Annotated in this window: 12 protein-coding genes and 2 pseudogenes; 1 reads left to right on the forward strand and 13 read right to left on the reverse strand. The window is 40.6% G+C overall.

The genetic code is table 11. The features are described from left to right. From AB5213_RS01225 to AB5213_RS01235, 3 genes are all read right to left on the reverse strand, one after another. Complete coding sequence (locus AB5213_RS01225) at nucleotides 1-1,377, reverse strand: PhoH family protein (RefSeq protein ID WP_368276227.1); 1,377 nt, start codon at nucleotides 1,375-1,377, stop codon at nucleotides 1-3. A 122-nt stretch (nucleotides 1,378-1,499) separates the two neighbouring features. Then, nucleotides 1,500-3,587 carry a polyphosphate kinase 1 gene (ppk1, locus tag AB5213_RS01230; RefSeq protein WP_195255320.1) on the reverse strand — a complete coding sequence of 696 codons (2,088 nt, stop codon included), beginning with the start codon at nucleotides 3,585-3,587 and terminating at the stop codon, nucleotides 1,500-1,502. A 182-nt stretch (nucleotides 3,588-3,769) separates the two neighbouring features. Continuing rightward, the gene (locus AB5213_RS01235; protein ID WP_215633583.1) at nucleotides 3,770-4,276 is read right to left on the reverse strand and encodes a phosphatase PAP2 family protein; all 507 of its coding nucleotides are present in this window, start codon (nucleotides 4,274-4,276) and stop codon (nucleotides 3,770-3,772) included. A gap of 133 nt (nucleotides 4,277-4,409) precedes the next feature. Here AB5213_RS01235 and AB5213_RS01240 point away from each other — a divergent pair. Continuing rightward, nucleotides 4,410-4,673 (forward strand): annotated as a pseudogene (locus tag AB5213_RS01240) (recombinase family protein); the annotation flags it as partial. A gap of 548 nt (nucleotides 4,674-5,221) precedes the next feature. On the opposite strand, the gene AB5213_RS01245 reads toward AB5213_RS01240, so the two are convergent. The 10 genes and pseudogenes from AB5213_RS01245 to AB5213_RS01290 form a co-directional block, all read right to left on the reverse strand. Then, nucleotides 5,222-6,853, reverse strand: coding sequence for an alpha-glucosidase (locus AB5213_RS01245; RefSeq protein ID WP_368276228.1), 1,632 nt, complete (start codon nucleotides 6,851-6,853; stop codon nucleotides 5,222-5,224). A gap of 76 nt (nucleotides 6,854-6,929) precedes the next feature. After that, nucleotides 6,930-7,781, reverse strand: a complete 852-nt coding sequence (locus tag AB5213_RS01250; RefSeq protein ID WP_368276230.1) for a helix-turn-helix domain-containing protein — start codon at nucleotides 7,779-7,781, stop codon at nucleotides 6,930-6,932. Between the two features lie 8 nt (nucleotides 7,782-7,789). Further along, entirely contained in the window at nucleotides 7,790-9,112 is a 1,323-nt protein-coding gene (locus AB5213_RS01255) for an MATE family efflux transporter (protein ID WP_368276232.1), read from the reverse strand. 189 nt (nucleotides 9,113-9,301) lie between these two features. Then, nucleotides 9,302-9,583: pseudogene (locus tag AB5213_RS01260) on the reverse strand (helix-turn-helix domain-containing protein). A gap of 202 nt (nucleotides 9,584-9,785) precedes the next feature. Further along, complete coding sequence (locus tag AB5213_RS01265) at nucleotides 9,786-12,215, reverse strand: ABC transporter permease (RefSeq protein ID WP_368276233.1); 2,430 nt, start codon at nucleotides 12,213-12,215, stop codon at nucleotides 9,786-9,788. Then, complete coding sequence (locus AB5213_RS01270; protein ID WP_195368578.1) at nucleotides 12,212-12,886, reverse strand: ABC transporter ATP-binding protein; 675 nt, start codon at nucleotides 12,884-12,886, stop codon at nucleotides 12,212-12,214. The genes AB5213_RS01265 and AB5213_RS01270 overlap by 4 nt, the downstream gene beginning before the upstream one ends. A gap of 177 nt (nucleotides 12,887-13,063) precedes the next feature. After that, nucleotides 13,064-14,329, reverse strand: a complete 1,266-nt coding sequence (locus AB5213_RS01275; protein WP_368276234.1) for a sensor histidine kinase — start codon at nucleotides 14,327-14,329, stop codon at nucleotides 13,064-13,066. Further along, nucleotides 14,305-14,994 (reverse strand): response regulator transcription factor, encoded by a 690-nt coding sequence (locus tag AB5213_RS01280; protein ID WP_008120506.1) that lies wholly within the window; start codon nucleotides 14,992-14,994, stop codon nucleotides 14,305-14,307. Before AB5213_RS01280 ends, AB5213_RS01275 begins: the two co-directional genes overlap by 25 nt. Nucleotides 14,995-15,111: 117 nt before the next feature. Further along, entirely contained in the window at nucleotides 15,112-16,527 is a 1,416-nt protein-coding gene (gene rlmD, locus AB5213_RS01285) for a 23S rRNA (uracil(1939)-C(5))-methyltransferase RlmD (RefSeq protein WP_368276235.1), read from the reverse strand. 19 nt (nucleotides 16,528-16,546) lie between these two features. After that, complete coding sequence (locus tag AB5213_RS01290; protein ID WP_368276236.1) at nucleotides 16,547-17,488, reverse strand: 3'-5' exoribonuclease YhaM family protein; 942 nt, start codon at nucleotides 17,486-17,488, stop codon at nucleotides 16,547-16,549. Nucleotides 17,489-17,507 lie beyond the last annotated feature (19 nt).

The raw sequence follows: 17,507 nt of genomic DNA on the forward strand, positions 1-17,507 counted from the left end.
TTAAAGTCGCTTTACGGCATCCATTGCAAGTATAGATCTCTCACATTCATCCGCTGACAAGGTTATCTGCCAACAAAGCGGACTATTCATCATATGTTTTGCCGCATAACTTAATCCATTTGTTCTTTCGTCCAGAAATGGTCTGTCTATCTGCTGCGGATCTCCCAACAGAATGATTTTCGTTCCATGACCGGCTCTTGTGATGATTCCCTTTACCTGATTTGGTGTCATATTCTGTGCTTCATCAATGATCAGATATGTCTTTGCAATGGAACGTCCGCGGATAAAATTGAGTGCTTCTGTACGGATGATCCCTCTTTCAAATACTTCCGCTACCTTGTCTGTCAGTTCGTCCTCATCTTCATACCGTTTACTCTCATCAGAATCCAGGATCTGTTCCAGATTATCGATGATTGGTCGCATAAGCGGTGCTATTTTTTCATTCTCATCCCCTGGCAAAAAACCAATGTCATCGTCAAACTGGGCATTCGGTCTGCATACGATCACTCTCCTGTATTCCTTTGTCGGATTGTTATAAACCTTTTCCATTCCTACTGCAAGAGAGTAAAAAGTCTTTGCGGTGCCTGCCATTCCCTTAATGATAACCAAAGGTGCCGTATCTGCACCGGCCATCAGTGCTTCCTGCATAAAATACTGTCCTACATTTCTCGGAGACACACCATACGGTTTACTCTTTTTAAAAGCCAGCGGAACAACTTTATTTCCGGATACTCTTCCAAGAAGTGTCTTTTTAGCAGACTGATCCGGTGTTAATATCACAAATTCATTTTCATGAAGCTCCGGAAGAAACTGATTCCCCTCCTCATCACTTTGATACAGGTTTTCAGTGGAAATCCCTTTCTTTTTGAATTCTTTTACCATCTCTTCCGGTATGTATAGTTCTGTCCTTCCGGTATATTGCGCGTCATCAGCAGAAATCTGTTCCGTTTCAAAATCTTCTGCCTTTATTCCTAAAATCTGTGCTTTCAGTCGCAAAACAATATCCTTCGTAACAAGTATGACCTGATCTGCTTTTTTATCATCTGCCAGGCCTTTACATACCTTCAAAATTCTATTATCCGGTTTATCATCCGGAAGATCCGGTGGAAGCTCTACATTCACGTAGTTTTTTTCAACACGAAGACATCCTCCGCCCGGAAGCTCTACTCCCTGCAACAAATCTCCTTTGTGCCTGTATTCTTCCAGCTTTCGCACAGCTGCTCTGGCATTGGCGCCTTTCTCTCCTTCTGCCTTTTTCAAACCATCCAGCTCTTCCAATACAACTAACGGAAGAACCAGATGATTATCTTCAAAACACTCCAGTGCATATGGGGCCTGAATCAACACATTGGTGTCTATTACATAGGTTTTTATCATAAATACGAACACTCCTTTTCCGACAATTGTCCTTCTTACAGACTCATCGTAGCATGTTCGTAATCACGGTACTATCTTGTTTCTATCATATCTGTATAAAATCAAAGTAAAACCTGAGTGTTTTAAATTGTCTTTTTTTCCGCATTTTTATATGCCATTTCATAGAAAAGCTCCTGGGAATCCAATTTCTCTGCATTAACCCTTCGATCCACATATGTACCGTTCGAAGTTAACTCTTTTCCTTTTTCGTCATCCTTCATCATCGTATCAAACATTTCATCCAGTCGTGCACGCAGTGTATCATCCAGAACCGGAGCTGCAACCTCCACACGTCTGATGGTATTTCTTGTCATGAAATCGGCGGATGCGATGTAAATTTTTTCTCTCTCCGGGGTTCCGAAACGATAAATACGGGAATGCTCCAGAAATCTTCCTACGATGCTGATTATCTTGATATTTTCTGTATATCCCGGAATTCCCGGAATCAGACAACAGATTCCACGTACTACCATCTCGATCTTCACACCAGCCTGTGACGCTTCTACCAGTTTTTCAATGATAACTTTATCCGTCAGGGAATTGATCTTGATTCCAATATAGGCCTCTTCCCTATTCTTCGCGTGACAGATCTCATCATCGATCATATCAAGTACTTTATTCTGAAGACACTTCGGTGCCACAAGAAGGACATGTGTTTCTTCGATGGTTTCACCGCGCAGCAGACATGCAAATACTTCTGCCGCTTCTTTTCCGATTTCCTGCTTTGCTGTGATCAGTGACAGGTCTGTATATAAAGTAGAAGTCTTTTCATTATAGTTACCGGTTCCGATCTGAGTAATATATTCCAGACCTTTATCTGTCTTTCTGGTGATCAGGCAAAGTTTTGAATGTACCTTGAATCCATTCAGACCATAAATTACACGGCATCCGGCTTCTTCCAGCTTTCTAGAGTATTCAATATTACTTTCCTCATCAAATCTTGCCCGAAGTTCTACAAGTACCACCACTTCTTTTCCATTTTCCGCTGCCTCAACCAAAGCATCTACGATCTGACTTCGAACTGCCAGACGGTACAAGGTCATCTTGATGGACACTACAGAATCGTCTCTTGCCGCTTCATAAAGCAGGTTGGTAAATGATTTAATATTTTCAAATGGATAAGATAACAGAACATCTTTCTGCTCAATCTGTGCGATCAGACTTTCTTTTTCTTTCAGCTGCGGTGTCATTCGCGGACTCCTCTTCTGATAGAACAAATTTTCCTTTTCTACTCCTTGCATTCTCAGATAATTCTGAATTGCAAATACAAATGATAAATCAAGTGGTACTCTCGACATAAATACGTGGTTTTTATCCATATGGATATATTTACATATCTCTGCGATCAGCTTTTTGTTGATCTTTCTGGAGAATTCCATGCGGACAGGATTCATACGTTTTCTCTGCTTTACCAGATTTTCCATGGCGTCTCTGTAATCCATATCTTCATCATAAATGGTTTCTGTATCAATATCCGCATTTCTCGTAATTCTCAGGAGAGATTTTTCTTTGATTTCATATTTTTTAAATAATTTCGGCAGAAAATGAAGGATCAGTTCTTCCGAAAGCATAAAGGTTCCCGGTCTGGTCGGGATATCGATCAGACGCTTAAACACATTATTGCTACACGGAATGATCGCAGTTTTTGTCTTTCCACCCTTCGTTGCAAGCAGTGCAACCGCATAGATCTCTTTATTCTGTAAGAATGGAAACGGCTGCTGTTTGCTGATGATATTCGCAGACAGATATGGTGCAATTTCATTATCAAAGTAAGTTTCCAGTAATTCCCCTTCTTTTCCTGAAAGCTTGTTGAAATTGATAATCCGGATTCCCTGCGGCTCCAATTCTCCCATTAACTGCTCGTAAATAACTGCTTTCTTTATATCAAGCTCTCTTGTTGCATCAATGATTGCTTTTACCTGCTCTTTGCTGGTCATATTGGTTTTATTCTCACGGACTACTTCCGATGATTCCATCTGATCCATCAGTGTACCTACCCGCACCATATAAAATTCATCCAGATTAGATTGATAAATAGACGCAAAAGTAAGTCGTTCTGCCAAAGGTACTCTCGGATTCCCTGCTTCATTTAATACTCTCTCATTAAATTTTAACCATGACAGTTCCCTGTTCATCATATATGGTTCTGGTTTTAACTGCTTCTTTTTCATTTGTCTACTTATCTCCTTTTGCTAATTTGAATATTTTATAGCTACGCTTAAGAATTAATTATACATCTGAATACGCTTTCATATCTACCTTCTTAAAGAACTGTTTTTGTAAAATTCATGTAAAATGATGCTTATACCAACTGACTTCCATATAATTCCCGGTCGGTAATCTTTGGTCATCTTCATTTCAATACTTTGCGATATCCCAAATATCCTGAAATCACACCGAACAGAATTCCTCCAAGAACATCTGTCGGATAGTGTACATACAGATATAACCTCGATATTGCGATCAGACATGCCAGCACAAGCGCAAATTTCCAAAGCTTCTTTTCACCTGCCAGGTACAAAGCTGTTACCGAAGCAAACGAAGCTGCCGTATGTCCGGACGGAAAAGAATAATCATGAAGCTTTTCTACCAGAAGGTGTACACCTGTATTCACATCATATGGTCTTGTCCGTGCTACAAGATTTTTCAAGACAATATTGCAAAGTACTACATCTACTACTAAAGCAGCCACCATAACCGCACCGCTTTTTCTCGTTTTAGGAATCAGAAGCAATACTATGCTCAACACAATCCATATAATTCCTGCATCCCCAAGTCTTGTGATAAATACCATGATTTTATCCAGAAAAGGCATATGCAACGTCTGGATCCAATCCAAAATACTTAACTCAATGTTCATAAATTTCCTCCTGCTTTCTTCATCAGTATTTTTACTTTTCTATAGAATAACATAGATTACAGTTTATATGAATTTTTAGAATTACAAATTTTTTACAAACAATCTTTTGAAAAATGACGATTGCACAGAGCGTAACTTCAACCGTCCCGGATTTCAGGCAATGCTTGCAGAAGCCGAAGCCGGGAAAATCGGCACAACTATCGTCAAGGATATGAGCCGTTTCTGCAAAAACTATCTTGAGGTCGGCTTTTATACCGAGATTCTGTTCCCCAAGAAGCAGATACGCTTTGTCGCAATCAATAACAGCGTGGACAGCGACAAACCGCAGAATAACGACTTCACCCCGTTCCTCAACATAATGAACGAGTGGTATGCTAAGGACACCAGCAACAAAATAAGCCGAGCAAGAAGCGGTGGAAAAAGCCGACACCGTAACGGCGAAGCTGAAAGACGATTCCAAACTTTTCTAGACTGGCGATACAAGCAACCTTGCACTGTGGATTGCCTTGCTGTTTGTCAGCGGCGGTGCAGCCATCGGCACAACGATTGTCAGCAGAAAGAAAAAGTACAACAGATAATTGAATAGCGTTCCCTTGCTCCATCTTCCGAGCAAGACAAAAGCGTCGTAGCAATACGGCGCTTTTTTGTTGCCCGGAAGTGACAAACAGCGGCTTTTGAATGGTTGGCGGTAAAGGATACCGCCGTCAAAACAAAGCCGCTCATATCGAAAGAAAACGCCCAAAATCGCCCCGAAACCATACAACGGGAAACGGTTTTGGGCGTTTCTGCGTTTCGGGAGCAAATCGGCAATTAGGCAGCACAAAGGAGGTGTCCTCTATGCCCTGTATGCCGAAATACCTCAAGAGAGAATGGGCGTTCTTTCTTGATGAGCGTGGCGGGAAGAAATATAGTAAGTGAATTTTGATACCAAAAAAGAAACTCAATCTATTTGCCAGTAAATGCAATTATCACCGCCTCATAAGGACGCAATATATTTCCTTCTCTGTCGTCCTCATAATTTCGGATCCAGACTTCCCCGGCTTTCCACTCATCAAGCAATGGGCAGCTAACTTCCTCATCCGTAAAGTTTGTACATACCAGCATCTTTGTATGCTCATCTGTTCTCGTATAGGCGAAAATTCTCTCATCTTCCGGCAGAAGAAGTTCAAATTTTCCATTCACGAATACTGGATTTTCTTTTCTTAAACGAATCAGCTTCTGATAATAGTAAAATACCGAATTTTCATCTTCCAGTGCCTCTTTGGCATTGATTCTGGTATAATTTGGATTCACGGCAAACCATGGTTCTCCTGTTGTGAATCCTCCGTTCTCATCCCCGCTCCACTGCATCGGAGTACGGGCATTATCACGGCTTCTTGCGTAGATAGACTGCATGATTTCTTCTGGCTGATATCCTTTTTCCAGACGCTCTTTGTACATATTCAATGTCTCAATATCTTCATATTCCTCAATGCTGTCAAACTGCACATTCGTCATTCCCAGCTCTTCTCCCTGGTAAATGTAAGGAGTTCCCTGCATTCCATGAAGCATTGTCGCCAGCATTGTTGCCGACTCTTTTCTGTATTTTCCGTCATTTCCCCAACGCGACACAATTCTAGGAAGATCATGGTTATTCATGAACAGACTGTTCCATCCTGTCTGATATAAAGTATTCTGCCACTTTGCAAGGCATTTTTTCAGCTTAACCAGATTCAATGGAATCGTATCCCATTTTTCTTTTCCTTCTTCCTGATCAAGCATAATGTGCTCAAACTGAAAAACCATAGAAAATTCACTGCCATCTGGATTACTATATTTCTTTGCAATTTCCGGTGTTGCTCCCCAGGCTTCTCCAACAGTGATCATATCCCCCTTCTGAAATGTTTCTCTGCTTAGTTCATGCAGAAATTCATGCAGCTTTGGTCCATTATTTGTGATCTTAAGATCTGGCTCTTTTGCAATCTGATCGATTACATCCAGACGAAATCCGCCTGCTCCTTTTTCCATCCACCAGAGAATCATATCATAGAGCTCTCTTCTCACTTTCGGATTCTCCCAGTTCAGATCTGGCTGTTTCACTGAAAACTGATGAAAATAATACTGTCCCAGTTCTGGAACCCACTCCCATGCCGGTCCTCCGAACGCAGAATTCATATCATTTGGGTAAATACCTTCTTCTCCGTCACGCCACACATAATAATCATGATACGGATTGTCTTTGCTTTTCTTTGCCTCCAAAAACCATCTGTGTTCATCTGAAGTATGATTCAGCACAAGATCCATCATAATTCGGATTCCGCGTTTCTTTGCCTCCGCAAATAACTGTTCCATATCTTCCATTGTTCCGAACATCGGCTCAATATCCTGATAATCTGAAATATCGTATCCATTGTCATCCTGTGGCGAACGATACACCGGTGAGAGCCAGATTGCATCTATTCCAAGTTTTTTCAAATAATCCAATCTGCTGATAATTCCTGGAATATCACCGATTCCATCTCCATCCGAATCTTGAAAGCTTTTCGGATAAATCTGATATACAACTGCATTTTTCCACCATTTATTCTTATTTCCCATACTCATTCTCGATATCTCTCCGGCAGATTTTCTGATTCTACCGGGATATCCTCTCCTTTCTAATCATATACCTGGCTTATTTTTTTCTATATTTTAACGGAGAAACTCCATATGTTTTTTTGAAGCTTCTGCTAAAATAGCTTACATTCTGATATCCACTCTGCATTGCAATCTCTGTAACAGGAATATCCGTATCTTGTAACAGCTGTTTTGCATGCTCTAACCTTAAATGTGTTATATATTGCGAAAGGGTAATATGAAAATGTTCCTTAAAATATCGCGATATATATTTTTCCGAAAGATGAAACTGCTCACTAAATTCTTTTAATGATATCTTTTCCATAAAATTCTGCTGTATATATGAAATCATTTCTTTTTCTATCGTATTTCTCCCGCTTTTATCATTTTCAATTACAAAGCCCCTCTCCCACATTTCAAGAATAAATTGTAAAAGAATTATTTTTGTCTTTATCTGAGCAGTTATTATGGACTCAGTTTTCTTATTTTTTGCCACATATATTTCAACCAACTGCTCACATAGTTCTTTTGCTGTATCTTTTACTCTTGGATTTATCATTAGATGACCATTTTTTAACGGCTCCAGTAATTTATCATCTAACATGTCATTTATGCAAAAAGATATGTATTTTAACGGAAAAAGGAAAGTAAAATAATCCACTGTACCAGTCTGTGAACCCATGAAATGCAGATTACCCGGCGACACTACAAAAGCATCCCCGGGGGTTCCAATATAATTTTCTCCTGATATACTTACAGTCAAAAAACCGCTTTTTACATATATAATTTCCAGTTCATCATGCCAATGAACCGGTATCTGAAATGATCGTCCTTCATTTTTTATATGATATGTACTAAACGGATCATCCTTTGTACCATGTGGTTTATTTTCCTTTAATTCAAAGTACATACTCTCTCCTATACTTCTACAAGACCTTTACTCTTCCATTTTCCACTCTTCCATCTAAGTACCATTCCCACTGCTCTCGCACATTCGTCACCTGCCATAGCAATATATGCTCCTACAGCCAGAAGTCCCATGTGTATTCCGAGAAAATAGGTTCCGCCAACTGCAAACAAATACATAAATATCGCACCTAATATAACCGGAAAAAATGCGTCTCCGCTCGTTTTTAACGCCTGCCCATATACAAGGTTTGTTACCCTTCCAAGTTCAAGAAATATATCTACTATTAACAACTTTACCACAAGATTTATCATCTGTGTATCATCCGTAAATATATGCACGATAAAATGTCCGGCAAATGCAAAGGTCACGGAAAAGCATGTCGCTGTGATGATACCATATATCGCAGCTTTTCTCGTTCCCCTGTTACATTCCTCAAACTCTTTTGCTCCAATTCTCCAGCCGGTCATAATTGCATTTGCCTGAGCAAGGGCAGCTCCCACGCAATACGAGAAATTTGCAATCTGTATCGCATATGAACGCGCTGTAACATTCATTCCATCCACATCCATCTGATTCATAAAACGCACTATAAATGTCATTGCGATGTTGTAAAGTGCTGTTTCAAGCGCAGAAGGAAAACCAATCTTAACAATCTGTGCAAATATCTTTCTTGATGTAATTCGCTCAGGACTCTGCTTTGCTTTTACAAGTACAGCCCCCATGCCGGCTACAATAATAAGATTTACAACTCTCGAAATAACCGTGGCAACAGCAACTCCCATCACACCCCAGTTGAATGCAAATAAAAATACTGAATTAAGTATTATATTGAGAACATTTCCAACAACAGTTCCTATCAAAGAATGTTTTGTATATCCAAACACTCTCAAATAACTGGAGAAAATAGGAATCAGTGCATTTAAAAAACATGTGCCGCCAACAATTCTAAGATATATTTCAGCCGGCTCAAGCAAAGCCGGAGCAATACTTACGCTTCGAAGTATCCCACCAGAAAAAGTAGCAAGAATGACAGACATTACGATACCCATCAATGCGTTGAATATAAGTCCAAGTTGTCTTGCCTGATATGCTATCCCCGGTCTTCCAGCTCCGATATTTTGTGACATAACAGCTATCATACCCGATGATATTACTCCAAACATAATAATAAAAACACCTATATATGTATTTGCTGTTCCCACTGCTCCTACAGCCTGATCACTTACAGATGATAGCATAAGCGTATCAACCATACCTGAAAGCATATAAAATAAAGTTTCTAAGCATATTGGCACAGATAGCTGTGTTAATGTTTTTCTTTCCGCTGCCATAGTTTTTCTCCTCACATACAATTCAAGAATACCATATCAATAATACGATATATTTCTATGTAATTCTTGTATAATATCATGTGAAAATTGCACTATTTCCACTTTATCTTAAAGAGCACTGGGTGCGAGCTATATGGAATAAAAGAAAAAGACTACATTTTATATTCTGTTCAATCCATTTAGTCGGCATTATAACAATTGATTACTCATGCTTACAAGGATTTGCAAATCAGGATAACTTTTTCCGTTTTCCCAATTTGAAACAGTTTGCCTGGTAACATGAAATAATTTACCAAACTCCTCTTGTGTTAATTGATTGTCTTTATTCTTTTAACACCAGTTGGAATTACTATTCTCCCATTTGTTTACAGCCGGTGTCGTCACGCCTAATCTGTTTGCCATCTCCTCCTGCGTCATACCAGCTTCTTTTCTATATTTTTTTATAACAACGCCTATATCCATTTGCTTCATCTCCTAAAAAATTCAAAAGCTTTTGTATACTCAGCATATCAGATTCATATAGATTGCTCAATTGAACAGTGTTTAATTTCTATTCAATTTAATTAACCAGTAGGAAATGTTGCTAAAATACTGTTTAGATTTATCATACATACAAAATGGAAGTTATCTATTTCTCCTCTTCGTTAAGACCTAGTTCATTACATATTACTTGCTATCCCTGATACCTTATTCTTTCTACCAGCGTTTCCTTTTTCAGATTACTGCTTAAAACACAGGAAAGCACAATTTGTAGAATACCAACCAGAAGAATCATAACAAGAATCGGGATAAGAGGAACGTGATAAACGTTCATTCCAAAAATCCCATTATGCTTCGCATAGGAAAACAGTGCATAGCCAAGGGGCAGACCGGCAGCAAGTGCGACGCAGATGGTGCCAACCGTAAAAATCAAGCCCTGTATTTGTAAGCTCAGATTCAACTGCTTATTGGTCATGCCTACCGCTTGCAGCACACCGTATTCCTGCTTCTTCGTGGTGATATTGATGATCATGGTGTTTGCCAGATTCATAAACCCAATGAGACCGACAATTGCCATGAACAGATAGCAGCCAAGCTTCATCATACGGCTTACGTATTCTGCAGATTGTAACTGTGCATGATAGGTATCCATTTTTATATGCGAAGTATTAGAAATCAAAGTATTCAGACTCTGTTCCACAGATGCAACATCTTTTTTATCACAGTCCACCCACAGATAGCCATAGGCTGTTCCCCTCGGATTCATGGAACGGTATACACCTTCCGGAATGACAAGATAAGTGTCCGCGCTTACAAAGGATCCTGCAATCTTTCCCTGATAGGTATAAGTTTCACTTCCATTCTCAAAGTCAAATACAATAGATTCACCCGGAGCATATCCATCTTGTTCCATCCACGCCGACCAGCCAAAGAAAATTTCACCATTCTTTACCGCCTGATCATAGTCCATAGAGCCAATATCCCCGTCTTGGCGCATAAAATCAAAATCATTTTTACTCACAATATCAGCCGGAAATCTTGTTCCGTTCAGATTTACAGAGACAATCTCTCTCGTCATGACATCTGTCACTCCTGGAATGCTTTTGATTTCTTCAATCATTGAATCATTCAGTGGGTTGTTCTGTAGGATTGTGTCCAGATTATTCTCCGAATAGGCTTCATCATAATTCTGGGAATAATCCAACTGCAACTCAAATTGTCCATGGTTGATTGCAATCCGCGCCTCGTGCTCCGTGTCAATATTTCCAACATAATTAGAGATAATTACAAACAATACACAGGAAAGCCCCATGGTAAGAATCGTAGCAATGGTTCTTTTCGAATTGCCTGTCACATTTGCCATTGCCATGGAGAAAACGGTGACATCTTTTCTGCCTTTTCGTCTGCCCTGTTTTTGCGTTTTGGAGCCGTCAAGATACCGTGTCGCTTCGATGGGTGAAATCCGGGAAACAATTTTCATGGGTTTGCGCAGAGCCAAAACGACCGTAAGAAACGATACAAAAATGCAGATGAGCATAATTGTCAGTGAAAACAGAGGCACCTGATGGTTCTTGATTCCGGATGATACCAGATTTCCCTGCTCCACCAGCCAGTTGAAGCTGACTTTTGCAATCAGGAAACCAAACAGCAGACCCAGCGGTATCGAAGGAACCGCCAGAAGAATGCCCTCACGAAAGATCAACTGCTTCATCTGCTTTCTGGTTGCACCCAGCGCCTTGATTTTTCCGTACTCCTGAACCTTCTGGGCGATCCCGACCTGGAAGATATTGTAAATGACCACAACGGAAAACAGCACGATTCCGAGGATCAGGGTTCCACAAACCACAATCATTTCATAGCTCGGCTGCAATACCCACTGCAGGTAGAGGTCATTGATGATCACGTTTTTCTGGTCAATGCCGCAGGAATCCGCGATTTCTTTTATAACAGGCGCAACATTATTCATAGATACATTTGCAGAATCGCTCAAGGTAAAATAGATATTATATTGCCTGTCACCCTCCGCAACACGCTCATTATAAAAATCCTGCGAACCGAATACAACATAGGAAGCCTCGATGGTATATTCATCCCGGTCATATAAAATCCCGCTGACAGTAAATTCCACCGGTGCGTATTCCGACTGCATGCCGGAACGGTACTCCAATGTTACGGTGTCTCCGACCTTTACATCATGGTATCCCACTGCATCAAAGAAAGCGCGTCCTGCGGCAATTTCCTGCGCCTTTTCCGGATAGGTACCTTCCTTCAACACATATTCCTGATTATAGGGAAGCATTTTCCTGACCGTTTCATCCGCACTGACAAAGCCACCATTTTCATTTCCTTTCAGGATGCCCTCCGTACACATGATGCCGATATCAGATATCTCAGCTCTGCGTTCCACTTCTTTTAATTGCGTACCATCTGTGGCGATAAACAGGCCGTAGTTGCTTCCGTATGAGCTTGCCGCCTGACTTTTCTGTAAATGAATTACCCCATTTCCCACAGTACTGATAATCACAAGCAGCATCGTAGTCAGACATATGGACATCATAATCAGTATACTTCTTGTCTTGTTCTTTTTGTCATTGCTATATGCAATCCTGCTTATTGTCTTCATCTGAAATCCACCACCTGTCCATCCTCAATCACCAGAATACGATCAGCAACCTGTGCAATTTCGTCATCATGGGTAATCATTACAATTGTCTGTCCATATTTTTTTGCTGTCATCTTAAGCAGGGCGATTACCTCATCACTGGTCTTGGAATCAAGATTTCCTGTCGGCTCATCTGCAAATATAATTTCCGGACGATTCACCAGTGCTCTTGCAATTGCTACTCTCTGCTGCTGTCCTCCGGATAACTGATTTGGCAGATTGTAAATCCTCTTTTCAATCCCCAGAGTTGCAATGATATCATTTACATACGCTTCATCCACTTTTCTTCCATCCAGCCCCAGTGGCAGTACAATATTTTCCCAGACATTAACAGATGAAACCAGATTAAATGCCTGAAAAACAAATCCGATTTTTCTTCTGCGGAAAACAGCAAGGGCATCTTCCTTCATCCTGTATAAATCTTTCCCTGCTAAAGTAACACTGCCTTTTGTCGGGGTGTCTAGCCCTCCAAGCATATGAAGTAATGTACTTTTACCGGAACCTGACTTTCCAACAATTGCGACAAATTCTCCCTGCTCAATCCGAATGTCCACCTGATTGACCGCTTTGACCTGATTCTCACCTGCGCCATAAAACTTACAAAGCTGCTTGGTTTCTAATATCACACTCATGTGTTGCCTCCTTTTCAATTCTGTAAAGCGTACCTTTTCAGCACGCTTTCTTTGCCTGTTTATATATTTAGTCATTTTTCAACCTACATCCAAATTGTATCAGGGCAATCTTTCATTTCACTTTCAAAAAACGAGCAGAAGTCTTACAGAATTGTAAGATTTCTGCTCACTTAAAATTTAACCAACATATGGTAATTGAATCACAAACGTGCTTCCTTTTTTCTTTTTGCCGGAGGTTACCGTAATCGTACCTGCGTGTTTTTCGATAATTTCTCTCGATAGAAAAAGTCCGATTCCTGTACCACTCTTTTCCATGACCTCCTTGGAATTTCCTCTGTAAAATCGTTGAAAAATTTTGTGATACTCATTCTGCGGAATACCAATTCCCTGATCCTCAATTTCCATTCTTACAAGATCGTTTCTTTTTTGTAACCGGATAAATATTTTTGAACCACACGGACTATACTTGACCGCATTATCCAGAACGTTGATCACAGCTTCACCAAGCCACCTTTTATCCTGCATAATCGTGCATGTTTCCAGCTCTTTTTCATAGTCAAAAACGAATTCAATTTCTTTCTCATCCGCTTTAGGATAAGTGCGGTTCACAGCAGATATGACAGTATCCATAAGCGGAAGTTTTTTCTTATTAATCTGAATCAATCCAGTTTCCATCTTGGATATTTCAAGAAGCGACTGCAATAATGTCTCCAGTCCATCCAGAGCACTCCGACAACGGATACGAAACTCCTCCTGTTCTGTGGCACTTAAGTCATTCTGCATCAGCACACTAAAACATGTATCCAAAGCTGCAACCGGTGTCTTTAACTGGTGAGAAATATCAGAAACCATTTCTTTCGTGTTCTCCTTTTCTGCCCGTGCTTCTTCCTTTAGCAACTGAATATGATGTCCGATTGCTTCAAGCTGGTCATTCAATTTTTCCAGTTCTGCATGATTTTCCGTTTTCAGTAAATCATCAAATTTGTTTTCACGGAATCTGATCAGAATTTCTTCCAACTGGTCTAAAATTTTCTGATGCAACGCACCTTCTTTTTTCTTCCAATAAAGTAAAAAGGTCAAAAGAAGCACGCATATCAAAGTGCTTACAACACCGGTCACCATAACCTGATGCCGGAATTGTGAATAAAATGTATTCCCATTATTTCCCCAGTATCCATATTGCTCCAATAATTGCCTTCCCTGTTCGTTCGTTTCAATATCCTTATCCTTAAGCAATTCCGAAACAACATCCAGTCCGGAAAATTCTTCCTTTGCAGCAATCTCTGTCATAAGATTCATTTTATATTTATAATCTTCATAAAACACATACGTGGTAAAGCAATTTAATATTGCAAACAATAATATGACAGGTAATACCAAGGAGATCACTACTGTAATCTTCTTGCGATATCTCTTTGTCACTGCCTTACTTCCTGATTCCATATATACCCAAGACCTCTGATATTCTTTATATAGACCGGTGCAGCCGGATTGTCTTCGATTTTCTCACGGAGTCTTCTGATATTGACAGCGATTGTATTTTCATCCACAAAATCCCCTTCCAGATCAAACACATTTTCCAATATTTGTGTTTTTGAAAGAATCTGTTTCGGATTCTGCAGAAAAAAAGTCAGCATTTTCAACTCCGTTTTTGTCAGACTGATTTCACGACTCTTTATCAGGACTTTCATTTCTCCTGCGATAAATACGATATCTCCCGAAATCATCTTTCCGGCTTCCGTTTTCTCCTGTCTGCGGCGGAAATGTGCTTCTATTTTCAAAAGAAGTACCGAAAGACTAAACGGCTTTGTAATATAATCATCTGCCCCTGCTTCATATCCCATGACCTGATCCATCTCCTGATCTAGTGCTGTAAGACAAATAATGTATGTATTATAATTGCATCTCATCCACCTTACAAATTCCAGTCCATTCCCATCCGGAAGATTCACATCACAAATGGTAACATCCACATTATTATCACTTGCAATTCTTTTCGCTTTTTTCACTGATTCTGCTGAAAAAACCTCATATCCGGATTTTTTCAGTGAGAATGTAATTCCACGATTTAAATTTTCATCATCTTCAACCACGAGTATACCTGGCATAGCATCTGCACCTCTCTTTATTAACTATTCATCTTAAAATGCTTCAATGCCTCCACAATTGCACTCTCTTTATCTTCTGGACACTGCGGTTGCCTGCTATCTTCATTTTTAGGTAAATTATTTTTGTTTCAGTTGGGACAAAAGAACAACAGTCTCGACATGCACACTCATCGGAAACATATCAGTCGCCTTCACCTTCCTGATCTCATACCCATTCTCCCGCAGATACTTCACATCCCGAGCCAAAGTCGCTGAATCGCAGCTCACATATACGATCCTCTCCGGCTCCATCTGAACCATCGTATCCAGTACGCTTCTCTCACATCCTTTTCTCGGCGGATCGACTACGATCACATCCGCTCTCGCATGCTCTCCCGGATGCTCTTTTGCATAATCCGCATAATACTCCGGCAGCACTTCTTCTGCCTTTCCTACAAAAAACTCCGCGTTTGTAATCTCATTGATCTCAGCATTATGCTTTGCATCTTCAATTGCCTGTGGCACGATTTCCACGCCGTAAACTTTCTGTGCTTTCTGCGCAAGGAAAAGGGAAATCGTTCCGATACCACAATACACATCCCAAACCGTCTCTTTTCCAGTAAGCCCGGCGTATTCCAGTGCGGTTCCGTAAAGTACCTCTGTCTGTACCGGATTCACCTGATAGAAAGACAGCGGTGAAATCTGGTATTTGACATTACCAATATAATCGGTGATATACGTCTGTCCCCAGAGCGGACAAACCTTTGATCCCATGATCACATTCGTCTTTTCTTTATTGATATTATAAGTAATACTTGTCATTCCCGGAATCTTTGTCAGCTTTTCCAACAATTTTTCACTGCAGGGAAGCTTATCCCCGTTAATGATCAGACAAACCATAATCTCTTTTGTTGTAAATCCATACCGGACCAGGACATGACGCACCAGCCCTTTGTGCCGTTCCTCATCATATGCAGAAATCTTCTCTTCCCGCATGTAGTCCAGAATCTGATCCAGGATCACTTTATTCTCCGGTACTCCAAGTACGCAGTCCCTGTTCGGAACCGGGATGATCTGATGAGTTCTTCCGGCATAGAATCCGGCAATCAGATTCCCTTCTTTATCCACTCCGATCGGGAACTGTGCTTTATTCCGGTAACGGAACGGTTCCTCCATTCCTGCGATTGGCTCCATGATCTGATCCAGCAATTCTTCTTCCACACTACCAAGACGGATCAGGTTATTTCTTACTTTTGTATTTTTAAACTCCAGCTGTTTCCGGTAATCCATCTCCTGAATCTGGCATCCGCCACAGCGTCTTGCCTCCGGACAGCGTGCAGATACACGAAATGCGGATTCTTTTACAATCCGCATTAATCTCGCATATCCGTAGTTCTTTTTTGCTTTCATTACTTTTACTTCAACGGTATCTCCGATGACTGCATCCTTGATAAACAGAGTATATCCATCAACCTTTCCGATTCCTTCACCACCGATTCCGATATCTGTAACTTCTACCGTCACTACGTCATTTTTCTTCATTTTTATACTCATCTTTCTTTCAGAACTTCTCTTAGATACTGGTCTTTCTTAAGTTAGATTCAAACAGACGGTTATAACCTAACCAGTCCTTTGTATCTTTTGCCTTAAAAATCTCTGTCAGTGTCTGCATCTTTGCATCAGCATTATCTGCACAATTAAGTGCCATTGCCTCAGCAAGCGCCGGTTTCTTCGGCGAACCGTATTCGAGTTCTCCGTGATGCGCTACAATACAGTGCTTTAATTCGCTGGCAAGCTTCTTTGGGAAATCCGGGATCTCACGAATTGCATCATCCAGCATTTCCACACCGATCACAATATGACCGAGCAGCTGCCCATCATCGGTATAATCATTATCCGGGAACAGGGAAAGTTCCTGTGTCTTTCCGATATCATGACACATTGCCGCTGTATACAGAAGATCCTTATTCAGGATCGGATATGCCCCTGCCATATATTCACAGAATTTCACTACGCTTAATGTGTGCTCCAGAAGTCCTCCGGCAAATCCATGATGTACACTCTTTGCTGCTGAATGTGCCTTGAAGCTCTTGATAAACTGTTCATCATTTACAAAATAATACCGGATCACCTGCTGCAGATACGGGTTCTTCACCTGCTTTCCATAACGCATCAGTTCTTCATACATTCCATCCACACTTTTCTCGCTGGTCGGCATATAATTCGCCGGATCGTATTCTCCCTCGTCTGCTACACGGAGCTGCTTGATGTTCATCTGAAGATTGCCGTTATAGCTGATGATCTCCCCGTAAACTTCAATAAAATCTTTTTCGCTGTAATCTGCAATTCCATTTGAATTCGGATCCCAGATCTTTCCATCTAAAGTTCCTGTCTTGTCCTGAAGGATCAGGTTGTCATATGGTTTTCCGTTCCTTGTCTCCGCACTTCTTTTCCCTTTGCAAAGATACGTATTTCTGATTGTCTCGCCTTCGTGTAATGTCTCAATATATCTCATGTCATTCCTCTTCCTGCTT

The sequence above is a fragment of the Coprococcus sp. RTP21204st1_G4_RTP21204_210225 genome, from assembly GCF_040915385.1.
Lineage (GTDB): Bacteria > Bacillota > Clostridia > Lachnospirales > Lachnospiraceae > Allocoprococcus > Allocoprococcus comes.